The sequence below is a fragment of the Salinivibrio sp. ML290 genome (assembly GCF_001995695.1).
Classification (GTDB): Bacteria; Pseudomonadota; Gammaproteobacteria; order Enterobacterales; family Vibrionaceae; genus Salinivibrio; species Salinivibrio siamensis.
On sequence record NZ_MUEY01000002.1, the window covers coordinates 207,231 to 225,444 of the forward strand.

An 18,214-nucleotide genomic window follows, 5' to 3' on the forward strand; every position below is an offset into this window, starting at 1 on the left:
AGGTTTATGATGTACCTAGGTTATACCCCACAAACATTACAGGCTATTCGAGCTGAAGCTACAGCCAAAGAGATTTGCCAACAACCACAGAGTTGGATGAAAACCTTGGCAAGCATAGAGGGATCACGAACTCAGTTGGATGGTTTTCTTGCGCCGATTTTGAGGTTAAATGACTTAAGAATTGTGCTAACGGGGGCAGGGACATCTGCATTTGCTGGGAAAGCATTGGCTCCCTATTTGAGTGGTCAAATGCAACGTCGTGTAGAGGCGATTGCATCAACAGACATTGTCACTGATCCAAGCGAATACTTTGCGGAGCCGTGTCCCACTTTATTAGTGTCCTTTGCTCGTTCTGGGTGCAGTCCTGAAAGCGTTGCGGCGGTTGAACTTGCAAGCCATCAACTTAAAGACTGTTTTCACCTTGTAGTGACATGTAATGCGAATGGTGATTTATACCGGCGTAGCCTAAATGACAAGCGAACGTTTGCACTATTGATGCCTGAAGAAACCAATGACCGTGGCTTTGCGATGACAAGCAGTTTGACTAGTATGATGCTTGCCTGTTTGTCGGCTTTTCTGCCAAACCGATTTACGACTAATTCCTTCCTATCAGTAGCTCAAGCTTGCGAGTTTTTACTGAAAGAGCAATCAGACATTATTGCTCAAATTGCCATGGAACCTTGTGAACGGGTTATTTACTTGGGAAGTGGTAGCTTACAAGGTGTTGCTCAAGAGGCCTCACTTAAGTTGCTAGAGCTAACTGCTGGAAAATTATCGGTTTGTTATGACTCTCCTGTTGGATTTCGCCATGGCCCTAAATCTGTGATCGACAGTAATAGCCTCGTCATGGTGTTTATCTCTAACGATACGTATACACGTCAGTATGACTTAGACCTGCTGCATGAACTTCGTAACGATGGGCAAGCTCGCCGAGTGATAGCTGTCGCGGATTTGCCAGATCCTCGCATTACACAAGGAGAGCATTTACTCGTTCCACAAGCTCTTGATGCTGACGATGCTGCGCTTTGTTTCCCCTTTCTACTTGTTGCACAGATGTATGCCTTCTTTCGTTCGGTGAATTTGGCGATAGGACCTGATAACCCTTGCCCAAGCGGAGAAGTAAACCGCGTTGTACAGGGCGTTAATATTTACCCCTTTGAAGCTGATGTGATCAACAGAGTGAACTAAGGATATTCGCTATGCCAAACATTGTTTTAAGTCGAGTTGATGAGCGACTTGTCCATGGACAAGTCGGTGTGCAGTGGGTCGGATTTGCCGGAGCAAACCTGGTTATCGTTGCCAATGATGAAGTCGCTAATGATCAGATTCAGCAAAGTCTAATGGAGATGGTACTGGCTGAGGGAATTGGTATCCGTTTTTGGTCCTTACAAAAAGTGATTGAGACCATAGGCAAGGCAGCAGATAGGCAGAAAATTCTTCTCGTTGCTAAATCTCCTGCTGACTTTGTCACTTTGATCGAGGGAGGTGTTCCTATTCAGAAACTTAATATTGGCAACATGCACTATGCCGAAGGAAAACGTCAGATTCACAAAACTGTTTCTGTCGATGACGGTGATATCGACAGTCTACGTGCCCTGAAATCTCTAGGTGTGTCTTGTCAGGTTCAAGGGGTTCCAACTGAAACAGCAACGGATGTCTTTACGTTGCTATAAACGTTTAGAAGTGAGGATGTAAAGATGGATATTGGTTTTCTACAAGCATTGTTGCTTGGGATCTTGGCCTTTTTTGCAGGGCTCGATCTGTTTAATGGGTTAACACACTTCCACCGGCCTGTCGTTTTAGGGCCGATCGTGGGGTTAATCCTTGGAGATCTTCAGACAGGCATATTGGTAGGTGGGACCTTAGAGTTGGTCTGGATGGGGCTTGCTCCATTGGCAGGCGCTCAGCCACCCAATGTGATTATTGGTACGATCGTCGGCGCTACGTTTGCCATCTCTTCAGGTGTAGATGCTGATGTGGCGGTGGGAGTGGCTGTTCCGTTTGCTGTTGCTGTGCAGATGGGGATCACTTTCTTATTTTCTGCCATGGCACCAATGATGTCTAAGTGTGACCAGATGGCAGATAACGCTGACACCAAAGGCATAGAGCATGTGAATTACTTTGCTTTGGCTGTACTCGGCACTTTCTATTTTCTATGGGCGTTTCTGCCTATCTACTTTGGGGCGGAGCACGCGAAAGTAGCTGTAGAGGCTTTGCCTAAAACATTGATCGATGGCTTAGGAGTCGCAGGTGGCATTATGCCGGCAATTGGTTTTGCCGTACTAATGAAAATAATGATGAAGAACGCCTACGTTCCGTATTTTATTTTGGGGTTTGTAGGAGCTGCTTGGCTAGAGCTTCCCGTGTTAGCGATAGCTGCAGCAGCTGTCGCTATGGCCTTGATTGATTTTATGCGCAAAAGCGAACCTGCGCAGGCAGTACAGCCGGAGGATGTTGAAGATGGAATCTAATCAAAAAAATGATGCTAGCCAATTGCAAGACGTAACCACTGATGAGTATCAAGATAAATCCATCGGTGCAGAGCTAACGAAATCAGATATTAATAAAATGGCATGGCGCTCTTTATTGTTACAGGCCTCGTTTAACTTTGAGCGGATGCAAGCGTCCGGTTGGCTATATGGCTTGTTGCCTGCACTGAAAAAAATCCATACCAATCGCTCTGATTTATCAAAAGCGATGAAAGGACATATGGGTTTTTTCAATACCCACCCATTTTTGGTGACTTTTGTCATGGGCATCGTGCTTGCCATGGAACGTTCGAAGCAGAATGTTAATAGTATTCAAAGTACAAAAATTGCCGTTGGTGCACCGCTTGGTGGTATTGGTGATGCGATGTTCTGGTTAACGCTATTACCTATTTGTGGAGGAATTGGCGCTGACTTAGCGTTACAAGGTTCCATCATGGGGGCGGTTGTTTTCTTCTGTCTGTTCAATGTCGTTCACTTTGGCCTCCGTTTTGGACTCGCACATTATGCCTACCGTATGGGCGTTGCAGCTATCCCTCTTATAAAAGCGAATACCAAGAAAGTTGGTCATGCAGCTTCGATTGTGGGCATGACGGTTATCGGTGCTTTGGTAGCGACTTATGTAAGGCTTTCCACAACACTCGAAATTACTGCAGGAGACGCAGTTGTGAAAGTGCAAGAAGGCGTTATTGATAAGTTAATGCCTGCATTTTTGCCACTTGTGTACACCTTAGCTATGTATGCATTAGTCAAGCGAGGTTGGAGCCCCATTCGTTTAATCGTTATGACAGTGATATTGGGTGTAGTCGGTAAGTTTGCTGGCTTTCTATGAGTTAGCACAGGGCTAATAAGGCCTCTTATTAGCCCTATATCTCTGAGAATAGGAAGAAATAGTATGTTAGGTGTGATTATTACTGGGCATGGCGGTTTTGCTAGTGGAATGGAAAAAGCGATGTTGCAAGTGCTGGGTAATCAACCCCAAGTAGCCGCAATAGACTTTCCTGCTTCCTCGACGACTCAACAACTAGAACAGCAGTTTGTAGCGGCTCTTAACGAGGTCGACTCAGGTGACGGAGTGGTTTTTATTACTGATCTCTTGGGCGGAAGTCCATTTCGCGTGGCATCAACATTGGCTATACCTCGAGCTGATATTGAAGTTATCACGGGCGCAAATTTGCAATTAGTTCTAGAAATGATGATGGAAAGAGAAGAGTTAACGCCCAAGGAATTTTGCTATCAAGCCCTGATATGTGGACACAGAGGCATGACGAGCCTTGCCGATGAGATGCAAAAAAAAGCAGCTGATACGAGCGCATGTGAGGGTATCTAGAATGACCGAAATATCGATACGAGCCAAGAAGGTGCTGACCGATCTTGGTTGGATTGAAAACAGCACCGTGACAGCTATTAATGGCGTGATTACCGCGATTAAGGCGTGTGATGAGGGAGCAATCGGTAACAATCAGTTTGATGTGGATCGTTTGGTGCCTGCATTTATCGATACACATGTTCACGGTGGCGCTGGTGTTGATGTGATGGACGGCCATCATGACGCATTGAATACCCTATCGACCTATTTGGCTAGTCAAGGAGTAGGGGCTTTTCTGGCCACCACAGTGACGGCGCCATTTGAAGATATAGAAGCGGCGCTTAAACAAGTATCAAATTCATACTTTCAAGGGGTTGATGGGGCGGAGCTTTTAGGTGGCTATCTCGAAGGGCCTTACTTTACTCCTGAAAACAAAGGTGCTCATCCAGAGTCTTTGTTTCGTGAGCTTGACGTTTCTGAGCTGTGTCACTGGATAGACATTAGTAATAACACGTTAAAAGTAGTTGCGTTGGCACCTGAAAAAAAGGGAGCAATAACTGCCATTCAATATCTTAAGTCCCGCGGGGTAAATGTCATGTTGGGCCACAGTGCCGCAGACTACGAGATGACATCTAGCGCATTGGAGGCTGGCGCTGATGGACTTGTGCACTGTTTCAATGGAATGAAAGGTGTTCACCATCGTGAGCCAGGTGCCGTAGGTGCAGGGTTAAGCCACGATAGCGCTTTGCTTGAACTTATTGCTGATGGTCATCATGTCCACCCAGCTGTCATGAAAGTGTGTTGTCGATGTGCACCAAATCGATTGGTTTTGATCAGTGATGCTATGCGGGCAGCAGGTATGCCTGACGGCCCATACCTACTTGGAGAAATGCCCGTGATGATGAAAAACGGGGTTGTTCGTACTGAAAGCGGCGGGTTGGCGGGGAGCACTCTCTCGCTTAGTCAAGCAGTGCGTACCCTGGTTAACGAAGTGGGAGAGTCTCTCGAAAATGCCATCAATATGGCAACAATTACACCGGCAAAACTTCTTGGGGTTGCAGATCGCCTTGGCAGTATTGCAATCGGGAAATCTGCAAGCTTCGTGTCGTTAACAGAGAGTCTTGATGTTAGTGCGACCTGGGTTAATGGTAAGCAGGTTTGGCCTAATTAACGCGGATTGCTAATCGTCTATTAATTTTTACGTACAGTCATTTAAGGCTGTAAGGAGCAGTTATGTATCTAATTTCTTCCCATGAAATGCTAAAAGATGCTCAGCGCAATGGTTATGCGGTGCCAGCCTTTAATATCCATAATCTTGAAACGGTGCAAGTTATTGTTGAAACTGCGGCAGCGTTACGCTCTCCCGTCATACTTGCGGGTACTCCTGGTACATACAAGCATGCAGGCGTCGACTATTTGATATCAATTTGCCAGTCGGCGGCAAGGAAACATCAGTTACCACTTGTGATGCATTTAGATCACCATGAAGATTTAGACGATATTCAAACGAAGGTTAACGCAGGTATTCGTTCAGCGATGATAGATGCTTCGCATTATCCTTTTAATGAGAATATCACTCGAGTTAGAAGAGTCGTAGAGTATTGCCACAAGCTGGGAGTGAGTGTTGAAGCCGAGCTGGGTTTATTAGGCGGGCAAGAAGACGACTTAGTCATTGATGAAAAAGATGCTCAGCTTACAGATCCTGTATCCGCTAGAGAGTTTGCAGAACGAACAGGTATTGACTCTTTGGCCGTTGCTATTGGAACGGCTCATGGTCTATACAAATCAGAGCCTAACTTAGACTTTGAACGGTTAAAAGCGATTCATAAATGCGTTGATATTCCTCTTGTGTTGCATGGTGCATCTGGTATTTCGGATGAAGATGTGAGGCATTGTATAGAGCTAGGCGTGTGTAAGGTAAACGTTGCCACAGAGCTGAAAATTGCGTTTTCTGATGCGATGAAAGTTTATCTTGGCTCGCACCCAGACGCGAGTGACCCTAGGCAGTACTTAGTTCCAGGTATGAATGCAATGCGCCATGTTGTCGAGAAAAAAATACAGATGTGTGGCAGCGCTAATCGTATCTAGCTGAAATGTCAGTGTTAGAAGCCCTCGTATTTATCGAGGGCTTTTTTATTGATGAATATCCGATTACGTGTGCCAAACGCCTTTTAGTGCACGTACCATGTGTTGACCAAGATAAAATGCCGTTTGTAGGCAGGCTTCGTTAGGTTGATCATCGTCTGGCGTGTGTGCGGTCACTCCAAGGCTTGTGCCACTTGGATTAATCTTTTCCACCCCTATGTTGGCGCGACCCAGACTTAACCACAGCATGTCATGCTGGCTGGCTAAGGTTTGGAAATACTGCAGTGTCTGTGGCTGGTCACCTCCTGGGTAGGTGCCTACGGTAAAGCCTGCCGCGTACTTTCCTCGCCAGTCTTGGCGCTCCCAGGTGGGGCTAGAGGCATCGGCAAACGCCTTAAACTGGGCGCTTGGTCCACCCATGTAGGTGGGCGCACCGAAGATAATCGCATCAACGTCTTTAAGCTTTTCAAACACCTTGTCATCGACAAAGCGTCCGTTTTCAATCATGTCTGGCTCAATGCGGTAAACCACAGGTTCGGCATCGCCGGCATGAATGCCTTCCGCAATCGTGGTGGCTAGCGCATGAGTATGATCGTCGACAGAATGATAAATAATGGCAATGCTGATCATAGTGGCTCCTTTACTGAGACTGTACGTCAGACCTTAGGGTGTGTTGTCTAAATTTCAACCGCTGTCTATTCAGGCTCGGCATACTGTCCCAATAATGGCTTTTAAGACCTGTCTAGCGCGAATGGTGGCAAGGACAAATGCCAGCGGATCGCCGCTAAGCGAATCAATAGTGTGGTGACCATACCCACAATAGAGGCAGTGACAGAGCCCGGGCTGACTTGAACGGCGAGCGTATGAACGATGCCGCCAGCAATACAGGCAGTGGCATACACTTCTGTTCTCAGCACCATAGGTACTTCGCGCGCGAGCACATCACGAATAATGCCGCCGCCACACGCGGTGATCACGCCCATGATCACCGCTACCAAGGGAGATGCGCCATAACTCAGGGCTTTATCGACACCGATACCCACAAAGACCGCCAACCCAATGGCATCGGCACAAGGCAGCACGTACCAGGGGAGACGACGAGGGTGACGGATAAGTAGCATAGTGGCCACACAGGTGGCTAAAATCACCCAGATATAGGTGGTGTCGGTGATCCAAAACGCAGGTGTGGCGCCCATCGCCATATCTCGCACTGTCCCGCCGCCAATGGCGGTTGCACAGGCGAGAACGACCACGCCAAAGGGATCCATACGCAGACGGCCCGCCACCAGCACCCCGGAAATTGCGAACACGGCCGTACCGAATAAGTCGAATAAATACAAAATCATGGTCTGAGTCATGCTAAATCCTATTGTGCCTGACGGACTTCATCGAGGGCGGTACAAATTTGCTCGGCGGCGTTTAATGCACGAGGGGTCGCGCGAGTCAGCCAATCCGGGTTAAGTGACCAAGTAAACTGGCGCGTCGCCTTAGGCAGCAACTCAGCCATTGAATGCCAACTGTCTGGTAGCTGCTCGCCTGTGTGGAAAAGCACTTTGGGGGCACGTGTGATGACTTGTTCCATATTGACTTGTGGATAGGCGGCGGGGCTGTCGGCGAAGATATTTTTCCCTCCACATAACCGAAATAACTGACTCGGCCAGGCTCGGTTACTGGCGGTCATCAGTGGCGTGTCACTGAGTAAGTAAAAGTAGGGAACGGGCTCTGCACTGCGGTACTGGGCGTTTAATTGCGCCAGCTTTTGATCAAAGGCGTTAGCATTGCGTGTGGCGATGTCTGGGCTCTCGCTATAATGACCCAGCTCGCGAATAAACTGACCAATATCACTGAGCGTGTCTGGGTTGAGGTAACGGATGGTAAAGCCTAATTCCGCCAAGGTTTCCAGAGGCTTGGGCGGATTCCCGCCGCGCCAAGCTAAAATAAGATCCGGTTGCAGGGCGATAATGCGTTCGAGTTTGACTCCCCGATAGTTGGCCACGCGTTCGAGCGACTGAGCCGGCTGCGGATAATCACTGTAGGCACTTGCAGCTACCATATTGGGGCCAAGCCCAGCGGCATAAGCCAGCTCTGTGGTGTGGGGGGCGAGACTAATCACTCGCAACGGAGTGGCGTGAGCAAAAGGCATCCATGTTAAGGCCAAGACAAGCCAACAGGCTTGCAAGCGAAAAAGGGTACAAAGGGCACGAAAACGTGGCATCAATCAGTGTCCTTAAACGATTAAAACCAAGGAGCATAACCCGAGCCAGATTAAAACACTGTGGGTTAACTTCAAGCGCAGCAATAAAAGGTGATAACAAGTAGGGGTGACCCCATAGCCAATTTTGGTTCTCAAGGTCTTAGTACCTTGATAAACAGCCGGGCCGCCTAGAGAGAGCTGGAAGCGACTACCTGCACACGCGAGTAGCCAACCTGAACCAGGCGTTCGCCAGCGTCTGCCCTGCTGCCAGCCGGTTTTTAGGTGTGGCCAAGGTTGACGGCTCATTGCCACGATCACAGCAAACAGCCCCATTGGCACTATATCCAACAGGTTCAATAAGCGGGCGCTGGCGAGCCCAAACGGGTAATAGCTTAAGCGGCTTGGGGTCCAAACGCGGTGAAGGTGTACCAAGCTTGTGTATAGCAAGGCACCCACACCCCCTGCGAGCAGATAATAAAATATCACGCAAACACAGTGCCGCGCTGTGCCAAGAAGCAGTGTTTCCGCGCCCGCTTTTCCTATTCCGATCAATGACAGAGACTCGGTTTCACGATTGACGCGTGTGGCGAGCAACGCGCGCGCTGCGCCCTTGTCATGTTGGTCTATCGCATGGGCGATGGTGTGGCCAAACTTATCGATTGGCCGCCAATCAAGTGCGAGCCAGAGTAATATGGCATCGAACAGGGGACGCGACCAAACGAGCTCTCGGGTGGCGATTAAAAAAATGGCGAGGGTGCCACCCATCAACATTAAGGCGAGCGCACCGGCAAGCTTACGCTGGCGCTTAGGGTCAGTATCTTTGTTGACTTGGCTCGCGAGCAAGTCGGCATACTGTCGCCAGTATTGAAACGGAGAGTATTGACTGGGCAATGGGAGTAGCCAGTGCACTAATACCGCCAACCACAGCGCCCATAAGCGGCCTTGGTCGGCGGCGTAGATCATCCATTGTTGCGGATTGAGCAAATCATCCATGGGGTTGAGTGATCAGGCGTCGATCATTGCGATCATGTTTTCCACCATGGCCGATGAGCTTTTGGCCGCTAACGGCAGAAACTCTTCAAAGGTCATGGGTGACTCTTTTTCTGCCACGACATCGGAGATGGCGCGCACTACCACAAAAGGCGTGGCAAACTGGGCACACACTTGCGCGATCGCTGCCGCTTCCATTTCGGCGGCCACCGCATCTGGGAAGTGGGTATAGATATGTTGGCGGTGGGCATCGGTGTGCACAAAGGTATCGGCGGTACAGATCAAGCCACGCACCACATGTGTTTGGCTGTCCACTGCTTTTTCTGCGAGTTGCATTAATGCTTCATCGGACTCGAAGACCGCCGGTTGCTGCGGCACTTGTCCCATTTGATAGCCGAATGCAGTGGCATCCGCATCGTGATAGCAGACTTTGGAAGACACTACCACATCACCCAGATTGAGTGAGGGCTCAAACGCACCGGCCGACCCTGTGTTGATCACCCAGTCAGGCTTGAATTGTGATAGCAGCAAGCTGGTACCAACGGCAGCAGCAACCTTACCGATGCCAGACTGAAGTAACACGATATCATGGCCTTGCAAAGTGCCAGTATAAAAGGTGCAGCTGCCTTCTTGGTGAGTGGCGCTGTTTTCCAGCTTGTCGCGCAGTAGAGTGACTTCTTGTTCCATGGCGCCAATAATGCCGATTTTCATGCTGATAATCCTGTTCGTGTAAATGCCGTTAGTGTACATGAGGCAATAAAAAAGTGCCTCCTTTGAGGCACTTCTGGATAGATAGCATCGATGTCTACGTGAACGATGTCGGACGATACCGCTGGAGCGTCGCCCGCGCTATACTTCTAGGTAGTCCATGATGCCTTCTGCTGCTTTGCGACCTTCATCAATGGCTGTCACCACCAAATCGGAGCCGCGCACCGCATCGCCCCCGGCAAAAATTTTGGGGTTCGTAGTTTGGTACAAGATATCACCTTTTGCGGGCGCTTGGATTCGTCCGCGCTCATCAAGGGCGACATCGTAAGGTTCTAGCCACTCCATCGCGTGTGGCTGGAAACCAAAGGCCATGATCACCGCATCCGCTTCCAGCACATGCTCACTGCCCTCAATTGGCTCTGGGCGGCGGCGACCCGCAGCATCAGGCTCTCCGAGCTGGGTTTTCACCACAGTGACGCCGCTAACATTGCCATTACCGTCGACTTCAATCCCTAACGGTTGCAGGTTGAACATAAAGTTCACCCCTTCTTCGCGGGCATTTTTGACCTCACGGCGCGAGCCAGGCATGTTTTCCTCATCACGACGATAGGCACAAGTGACACTGGCGGCTTGTTGACGAATCGAGGTACGGACACAGTCCATCGCGGTATCTCCCCCTCCAAGCACCACGACACGTTTCCCCGCCATATCGATGAACGGTGGAGCGTTGTCCAGTGCCATCACCTTATAGGTGTTGGAGACTAAGAAGGGCAGSGCATCAAAGACGCCRGGYGCMTCTTCATTRGCSAGSCCTGCACGCATRTACTTRTAGGTGCCAACCCCTAAGAAAACCGCATCATAGTCATCGACCAAGGTTTGCATGTCGATATCTTTACCTACTTCGGTGTTGAGGCGAAACTCAACCCCCATCTCGGTAAAGACACGCTGACGATGCCGCATCACATCTTTTTCCAGCTTAAAAGATGGAATGCCAAAGGTGAGCAAGCCCCCAATTTCTGGGTAGCGGTCAAAGACCACGGGTTTTACCCCGTTGCGGACCAGTACATCGGCGCAGGCGAGTCCTGCTGGGCCGGCACCAATCACGGCGACTTTTTTATCTGTCCACTCAACGTGTGACATGTCAGGCTTCCAGCCCATCTCAAAGGCTTTATCGGTGATGTACTTTTCGACATTGCCGATGGTGACGGCGCCAAAGTCGTCGTTGAGGGTGCAGTCACCCTCGCAGAGACGGTCTTGTGGGCACACGCGACCACATACCTCGGGCAGGCTATTGGTTTGGTGCGACAGCTCAACCGCTTCTATAATCCGACCCTCGTTGGCGAGCTTGAGCCACTGCGGAATATAGTTGTGCACTGGGCACTTCCATTCACAGTAGGGGTTGCCACAGTCAAGACAACGATCCGCTTGTGCTGACACCTCTTTTTCAGTGAAGGGTTCATAGATTTCAACGAACTCAATTTTGCGCGTTTCAATCGCTTTTTTGCGCGGGTCAATGCGCTGCACATCAATAAACTGATAGATGTTCTGGCTCATGGGTCCCTCCTTTTACTGCGCCTGAACGCGCAGCTCAGCAGCGCTGCGACTTTGGTGGCCTAATAAGGTATTCACATCAGCGGCTTTCGGTTTGACGAGGTAGAAACGGTGTACCCAAGTGTCAAAGTCATCGAGCAGCTGTTGTGCACGATCCGAGCCGGTCAGCTCGAAGTGTTGGGCTATCAGGCCACGTAAGTGCTCTTGATGGATAGCCAAAGCCTCCAACGATAGGGCTTCAACCAACTCAGGGTTGATACGACCGTTAAAATCGCCCTCTTCATCCAGCACGTATGCGAAGCCACCGGTCATCCCAGCGCCAAAGTTGACCCCGGTGCGACCGAGAATGGCCACAATGCCTCCCGTCATGTATTCACACGCATTGTCGCCCGCGCCTTCCACAATGGCATGGACGCCTGAGTTACGCACGGCAAAACGCTCCCCGGCTTTACCGGCCGCAAACAATTTGCCCCCAGTGGCACCGTATAGGCAGGTGTTACCCATGATGGTGGACTCATGACTGGCAAATGCTGAGCCGATAGGGGGCCGGATCACAATCTGTCCGCCGCTCATGCCTTTTCCGACGTAGTCGTTAGCATCCCCAATAAGGGTGATGTTCACTCCCGCGGCATTCCATACCCCGAGCGACTGGCCGGCGGTGCCTTGCAGCTGCACATCCAGTGGGTTAGCAGCCATACCGGTATTGCCGTAACGTTTTGCAATCGCACCAGACAAGCTGGCACCGACTGAACGGTCGGTATTACGAACAGACTTGTAGACACTGGCACTGTGGTTGGCCGCAATAGCTTCACCCAGTTCACTAAGCAGGGCTTGGTTAAGCTCAGCCTTGTCAAATGGCGTGTTAGGCTCACTGCAATACAAGGTTTTACCTGGCCACGGCGTTGGCGCATCGAGAATATGGCTTAGGTCGAGCTTCAGTTGCTTGGCGGTAAAGCCATCAACCGCCTCAAGGAGGTCGGTTCGACCAATCAGATCGGTGAGCTTTTCCACCCCTAATTCGGCCAGCAGCTCGCGCACTTCTTCCCCTAGGCCTTTGAAGAAGTTCATCACTTGCTCGGGCAGGCCTTTAAAGTACTCACTACGTAAGGTTTCATCCTGAGTAGCAACGCCAGTTGCACAGTTATTGAGGTGGCAAATACGAAGGTATTTACAGCCAAGTGAGACCATAGGGGCGGTACCAAAGCCAAAGCTTTCTGCGCCTAAGATAGCGGCTTTGACAATGTCTAAACCGGTTTTTAGGCCCCCGTCGACTTGTAAACGGATCTTATGGCGCAAGCCGTTTTCAACCAGTGCTTGCTGAGTTTCAGCGAGCCCCAATTCCCATGGGCTACCTGCATATTTTACCGAGGTGAGCGGGCTGGCACCTGTCCCACCGTCGTACCCTGAGATGGTTATTAGGTCGGCGTACGCTTTGGCCACCCCGGTGGCAATGGTGCCTACGCCTGGCTCTGAAACCAGCTTAACCGACACGAGTGCCTGCGGATTAACTTGTTTGAGATCGAAGATCAGCTGGGCTAAATCCTCAATCGAGTAAATATCATGATGCGGCGGTGGCGAAATCAAGGTCACGCCGGGGACGGAGAAACGCAGTTTAGCAATTTCTGCTGTCACCTTATGGCCAGGCAGTTGTCCACCTTCTCCGGGCTTCGCGCCTTGCGCGACCTTGATTTGCAGCACATCCGCATTGGTCAGATAGTGCGGGGTGACGCCAAAACGGCCAGATGCAATCTGCTTGATGCGTGAATTGCGTTCGCTATTGAAACGACGTGGATCTTCGCCCCCTTCGCCGGAGTTTGAGTGGCCACCAAGACGGTTCATGGCAATAGCCAGCGCTTCGTGCGCTTCCGGGCTCAAGGCACCGATAGACATCGCCGCCGAGTCAAACCGTTTGAACAGCTCCGTTGCCGGCTCTACACGTTCGAGCGCAACCGGTGAGGCCGCTTTTTTCAGTTGCATTAAATCGCGCAAGGTTGCCACAGGACGCTCATTCACGGTTTTAGCGTAGGTTTTGTAATCCATGGCCTCGCCAGATCGCACCGCGCTTTGCAAGTTGGTCACCACATCTGGGTTATACGCGTGGTATTCACCATCGTGGACATACTTAAGCAGACCGCCATGTTCAAGCGGTTTACGCTTGATCCATGCTCGGCGAGATAGGTTGATCAAATCTTGTTGGAAATCATCAAAACTGGCCCCTTGAATGCGGCTAGCCACGCCTTTAAAGCAAAGCTCAATCACATCTTGGTGCAAGCCAACCGCCTCGAACAACTGCGAGCAACGGTAAGAGGCAATGGTCGAAATCCCCATTTTTGACATGATCTTGTAAAGGCCTTTATTAATGCCATTACGGAAGTTGACCATCACATCGCGATACGGCTTATCGACGGCGCCAATATCGACCAAGTTCGCCAGTGTTTCATAGGCTAAGTAAGGATAAACCGCCGTGGCACCAAACCCGAGTAACACCGCAAATTGATGGGGGTCGCGAGCACTGCCGGTTTCGATAATGATGTTGGCATCACAGCGTAGGTTTTGGTTAACCAAGCGTTTTTGCACCGCACCGACCGCCATTGCCGCAGGAATCGGAAGCGTATCTTTATTGATACTGCGGTCAGAGAGCACCACAAGAACGGTGCCATCACGGACACAACGCTCGGCCTGATCGCATAAATCGAGGATGGCTTGATGAAGATCTTTTTCGTTCGGATCGTAATTAATATCTAAAATGCTGTTGCGATAATAGGTATCGTCCAGCTCGAGCAGTTGCACCAGATCCGAGAACAGAAGGACCGGAGACTTAAACGCGACCCGTTCGGCGTGCCCATCGGTTTCACAGAACACATTCATTTCTCGGCCAATACAGGTGGCCAGAGACATCACGTGGTTCTCACGCAGCGGATCAATCGGTGGGTTAGTCACCTGGGCAAATTTTTGTCGGAAGTAATCGCTCACACAGCGTGGACGCGACGATAGTACGGCCATTGGCGTATCATCACCCATGGAGCCGGTGGCTTCTTGGCCAATATCGCCCAGCACTTTGACGACCTGATCCACTTCCTCATTCGACATCCCAAACAGCTTTTGATAGGTCTTAAGCTGGGCATCTTTAAGGTTACGGCTGCCTTCACTGGTGTCAGGATCTAAGTCTTCAAACGGTGTGAGACGACGGACATGTTGGTCCAGCCACTCACGGTACGGATGACGGCTTTTTAGCTCATCATCGATTTCACCTGAGTGCCAAATCTTCCCTTCGCGGGTATCGATCACTAAAAGCTCACCCGGGCCCACGCGGCCTTTTTCTGACACTTCGTCAGGTGCGTAATCCCAGATCCCAATCTCGGAGGCGAGGGTAATAAACTTATCTTTGGTAACCACATAGCGCGCCGGACGCAGGCCGTTTCGGTCAAGATTACAGGCGGCATAGCGGCCGTCTGACATCACGATGCCCGCCGGCCCGTCCCATGGCTCCATATGCATGGAGTTAAAGTCATAAAATGCGCGCAGTTCATCATCCATGTCTGGGTGATTTTGCCAAGCGGGCGGCACCAGTAAGCGCATAGCTCGGAATAAGTCCATCCCGCCGGCGAGAAAAACTTCCATCATGTTGTCGAGGCTTGAGGAATCAGACCCTGATTCATTCACAAACGGGGCGGCTTGATGTAAGTCAGGCAACAAAGGGGAGTTAAATTTGTATGCACGTGTGCGTGCCCATTGACGGTTCCCCTCAATGGTGTTGATTTCGCCGTTGTGGGCAAGGTATCTAAAGGGTTGTGCGAGCGGCCAGCGTGGTTGAGTATTGGTACTGAAACGCTGGTGGAACAAGCAGATAGATGACTCTAAGCGCAGATCCGCGAGATCGGTGTAAAAACGTGGCAGATCCGCTGGCATACACAACCCTTTGTAAACAATGGTTTGTGTGGATAGGCTGGTGACATAAAAGTCAGCATCGTCTGCCAAGGCTTGTTCTGCACGGCGACGCGCAATATACAGGCGTCGCTCTAAATCGCGTGCGCGCCAGCCTGCTGGACCATTGATAAACACTTGTTCAATGACCGGTTGAGACTGTTTGGCGATATCCCCGAGTACATCTGGGTTGGTCGGTACGGTCCGCCATCCCACCACTGATAGCGTTTCAGCGTTGATTTCTTGCTCGAAGCGTTGTTTGGCTTGTTGGGCTTTTGCCGGATCGGCACTGAGAAAAATCATGCCGACCGCATATAGACGGCTCAGCTTCCATTGGTTTTGCTCAGCAATAAGGCGGAAAAAGCGGTCGGGCTTTTGCAGTAGTAGCCCACAACCATCGCCTGTCTTGCCGTCAGAGTTGATACCACCTCGGTGGGTCATGCGGTCAAGTGCAGCGATAGCAGTACGAACCAGTTTGTGGCTGGGCTCCCCCTCTTGATGGGCGATAAGGCCAAAACCACAGTTATCTTTTTCCAGCATTGGGTTGTACAGCGACATTGCAATTCTCCCTTGCTACTGCGTTACGCGCAGTGATTGCATTTATTGTCGTGATCCTCCTGACCACTCTGAACAGATTCGCTTTGTGACTGTGCGCTCGTTATGTTGTGATTTTTTAACGAGAAAAGTCGGTGATTTACACTCTAACTCACTGTTTTATCGATGGATTGACAGAGAATACACAGGCAAAGCACTATTCAGCGACCTTCCAAATTAACGGTAAACCTTGCAAAGGTCAAATTTTTATATGCATCCTTTATGCATAGCGATAGAAGCATGTCTTTATTGTAAGCGACTGATGTAAAAGTATTTATTGTGGTTTTTTTGATGAATAATATCTATTCGCAATTATGCCATTTTGTTAAATAATTATTAAATAAAAGGCGAATTCGAGTAGATATCCTAGCTTTGATGATGAATAAAGAAGGGTGCGTTATATGCTTTCTCTTTCATAGCAAAAAGCACTGTCAATTGATGTAATAAAATAACAAATGATATTCGCAAAGCTGTGAACAGGACAATCACGCGTTCTATCAAAACTGTGGCAGAATACGTCGCCGGTGAGGTAGGGCGTGAATACGATCAAGGACAGTAATAAGGCAGACAGGAGTGGCATGGCGTTTTTTAGTTTTAGCTTGGTTTTCGTGTTAGGCGCTTTGCTTGGCTACGGTTGGCGCGCGCGTCGAGCGACACTGGCGTTATCCGATTGGCGGGTTTACATGGCCGGGTTAGACACGCCACATGCGATTGTCACGGCCGATGATGGTGACATCTTGTATGCCAATGCACCTTGTGTGGAGTCTTTTTCGCTGGTAGGTAGCCACAACCGGTTTAAAACCGCCAATGAAAAACAGCAGCAAGCGGTGCGCGCTTTTATTGTGGCGCAGCGTTGGCCTCAGCCATTTTCTAATGTTGAAGCCAAAGTCAGAGCCCCGGGCGCGAATCGGGTGCGGGTTGAGGTGACCTTATCTGGCTTGCCGATCCGCTGTCGCGGCAAGCGTGCCTGGCTCATTTCATTTTCTGCCTCTGAGTCCAACACGCAATGGCACCTGCAGCAACAAGAACAAGGTGTGCTTTTAAGCGTGATTAATTCCTTGGCGGAGCTCGTATGCTTTCAAGATGTTGAGGGAAACGTGGTGGGCACGAACGCCGCCTTTGACCGCTTCTGGCAGGGCCGTGAGCAAGAAGCAGTGCTTTGGCAAGCCTGTGAGCCGCTTTCCGAGCCGCGAACAGTACGTACCTGGGCGACACAACATCATGATCAGAGCTGCTTATTGGAAACGAATATCACAACGCTTAAAAATGATAAGCAGGAAGTGATAGGCACATTGAGTATTAGCCATGATGTGACCAATTGGCACCAGATGCAGGAGCGGTTACAAAAAGAAGCACAACAGCGTCACTCGGTTGAGCAAGTGCTGGAGCAGCGAAGTAACTTGCTCAGTGCGATTTTCCAAGCGAGTGTCGACCCTATCGGCATTTTTGATCAAGACTATTATCACCTGGCGTGTAATCAAGCGTACGCCGATGCGCTTGGCACCACCATTGAAGCGCTCGAGAATGCACCGGCGCAATATGTGGTGGATCCGGAGATATTTGATCAACACAAAGCGCGTGATAAACAGGTGTTAGAAACGGGTGGAACCATTACCTATGAAGATGTCATTTTAACGGATACAGGTGAGCAAACTTGGTATGAGGTGACCAAGTCACGCATTCAAGATCCGGTCACGTTGGCACCGGCTGTGCTGCTGATGGCACGAGATATCACCGAACGGAAAGAGACACAACAACAGTTAGCCGATGCCATCATGGCACTGCAGGAGCTCAGCTTTGTTGATAGCCTTACTCAAGTGGCTAACCGACGCAGTCTTGACGAGCAATTGAGCACGCTGTGGCGTTCACACGCCAGAGAGCAGACCCCCCTGGCGTTTATTCTTTGCGATATAGATCATTTTAAGCTTTACAACGATCACTATGGCCACCAGCAGGGTGACTGGGCCTTACAGCAAGTGGCCAAGGCGCTAAAATCGTCCGTTCATCGCCCGATGGATATGGTTGCCCGTTATGGGGGGGAAGAATTTGCGATTGTCTTACCACAGACAGGGCTAAACGGCGCGATGGATGTGGCTGAACGGGCGAGGCAAGCGATATTAGCGGCGAACATCGAACACTTGGACGCGGCATCCACCCAGCAACTGACGATGAGCCTGGGGGCGGCGTGTATGATCCCAGCGCCGGATCAAGATTATGGCGATTTGGTACAATGCGCGGATCGTGCGTTATATCAAGCCAAGCGACATGGCCGCAATCGTGTGAGTGTGCTGCAAGGTGCCTCTCATTCTCGCCCATCAAACAAGCAACGAGCCTCGGTGGCTGAATCAATTCACTTCGAATCTGGCGGTTAAT

Annotated in this window: 15 protein-coding genes; 8 read left to right on the plus strand and 7 right to left on the minus strand. The window is 50.2% G+C overall.

The features are described 5' to 3' along the window. Positions 1-9 precede the first annotated feature (9 nt). From BZG23_RS03125 to BZG23_RS03155, 7 genes are all read left to right on the plus strand, one after another. Complete coding sequence (locus BZG23_RS03125; RefSeq protein WP_077606159.1) at positions 10-1,188, plus strand: SIS domain-containing protein; 1,179 nt, start codon at positions 10-12, stop codon at positions 1,186-1,188. An 11-nt stretch (positions 1,189-1,199) separates the two neighbouring features. Beyond that, positions 1,200-1,673 (plus strand): PTS N-acetylgalactosamine transporter subunit IIB, encoded by a 474-nt coding sequence (agaV, locus tag BZG23_RS03130; protein ID WP_046074039.1) that lies wholly within the window; start codon positions 1,200-1,202, stop codon positions 1,671-1,673. 24 nt (positions 1,674-1,697) lie between these two features. Continuing rightward, the gene (gene agaW / locus BZG23_RS03135; RefSeq protein WP_046074040.1) at positions 1,698-2,471 is read left to right on the plus strand and encodes a PTS N-acetylgalactosamine transporter subunit IIC; all 774 of its coding nucleotides are present in this window, start codon (positions 1,698-1,700) and stop codon (positions 2,469-2,471) included. Then, positions 2,461-3,318 carry a PTS N-acetylgalactosamine transporter subunit IID gene (gene agaE / locus BZG23_RS03140; RefSeq protein WP_046074041.1) on the plus strand — a complete coding sequence of 286 codons (858 nt, stop codon included), beginning with the start codon at positions 2,461-2,463 and terminating at the stop codon, positions 3,316-3,318. Before agaW ends, agaE begins: the two co-directional genes overlap by 11 nt. A gap of 63 nt (positions 3,319-3,381) precedes the next feature. Then, positions 3,382-3,816, plus strand: coding sequence for a PTS galactosamine/N-acetylgalactosamine transporter subunit IIA (gene agaF, locus BZG23_RS03145; protein ID WP_046074042.1), 435 nt, complete (start codon positions 3,382-3,384; stop codon positions 3,814-3,816). A 1-nt stretch (position 3,817) separates the two neighbouring features. Then, positions 3,818-4,966, plus strand: coding sequence for an N-acetylglucosamine-6-phosphate deacetylase (gene nagA / locus BZG23_RS03150; RefSeq protein ID WP_046074043.1), 1,149 nt, complete (start codon positions 3,818-3,820; stop codon positions 4,964-4,966). A 62-nt stretch (positions 4,967-5,028) separates the two neighbouring features. Next, entirely contained in the window at positions 5,029-5,883 is an 855-nt protein-coding gene (locus BZG23_RS03155; protein WP_046074044.1) for a tagatose bisphosphate family class II aldolase, read from the plus strand. Positions 5,884-5,946: 63 nt separating this feature from the next. Here BZG23_RS03155 and BZG23_RS03160 read toward each other — a convergent pair whose 3' ends face one another. The 7 genes from BZG23_RS03160 to gltB all read right to left on the minus strand — a co-directional run bounded on the left by BZG23_RS03160 (position 5,947) and on the right by gltB (position 15,805). Continuing rightward, entirely contained in the window at positions 5,947-6,510 is a 564-nt protein-coding gene (locus tag BZG23_RS03160) for a flavodoxin family protein (protein WP_077606124.1), read from the minus strand. 101 nt (positions 6,511-6,611) lie between these two features. After that, a complete protein-coding gene (locus BZG23_RS03165; RefSeq protein WP_046074211.1) occupies positions 6,612-7,226 on the minus strand; it encodes a TRIC cation channel family protein in 615 nt (204 codons plus the stop codon). A 20-nt stretch (positions 7,227-7,246) separates the two neighbouring features. Beyond that, positions 7,247-8,095, minus strand: coding sequence for a vitamin B12 ABC transporter substrate-binding protein BtuF (btuF, locus tag BZG23_RS03170; RefSeq protein WP_108743700.1), 849 nt, complete (start codon positions 8,093-8,095; stop codon positions 7,247-7,249). A 12-nt stretch (positions 8,096-8,107) separates the two neighbouring features. After that, positions 8,108-9,067, minus strand: coding sequence for a cobalamin biosynthesis protein (locus BZG23_RS03175; protein WP_077606125.1), 960 nt, complete (start codon positions 9,065-9,067; stop codon positions 8,108-8,110). A gap of 12 nt (positions 9,068-9,079) precedes the next feature. Further along, the gene (mtnN, locus tag BZG23_RS03180) at positions 9,080-9,775 is read right to left on the minus strand and encodes a 5'-methylthioadenosine/S-adenosylhomocysteine nucleosidase (RefSeq protein WP_077606126.1); all 696 of its coding nucleotides are present in this window, start codon (positions 9,773-9,775) and stop codon (positions 9,080-9,082) included. A gap of 138 nt (positions 9,776-9,913) precedes the next feature. Beyond that, on the minus strand, positions 9,914-11,326 hold the full coding sequence (locus tag BZG23_RS03185) for an FAD-dependent oxidoreductase (protein WP_077606127.1): 1,413 nt from the start codon (positions 11,324-11,326) through the stop codon (positions 9,914-9,916). 12 nt (positions 11,327-11,338) lie between these two features. Beyond that, positions 11,339-15,805: a glutamate synthase large subunit gene (gene gltB, locus BZG23_RS03190; RefSeq protein WP_077606128.1), complete on the minus strand. Its 4,467-nt coding sequence runs from the start codon at positions 15,803-15,805 to the stop codon at positions 11,339-11,341. Between the two features lie 614 nt (positions 15,806-16,419). Between gltB and BZG23_RS03195 the strand changes: the two genes are divergently transcribed. Beyond that, positions 16,420-18,213, plus strand: a complete 1,794-nt coding sequence (locus BZG23_RS03195) for a GGDEF domain-containing protein (RefSeq protein WP_077606129.1) — start codon at positions 16,420-16,422, stop codon at positions 18,211-18,213. Position 18,214: the final 1 nt, after the last annotated feature.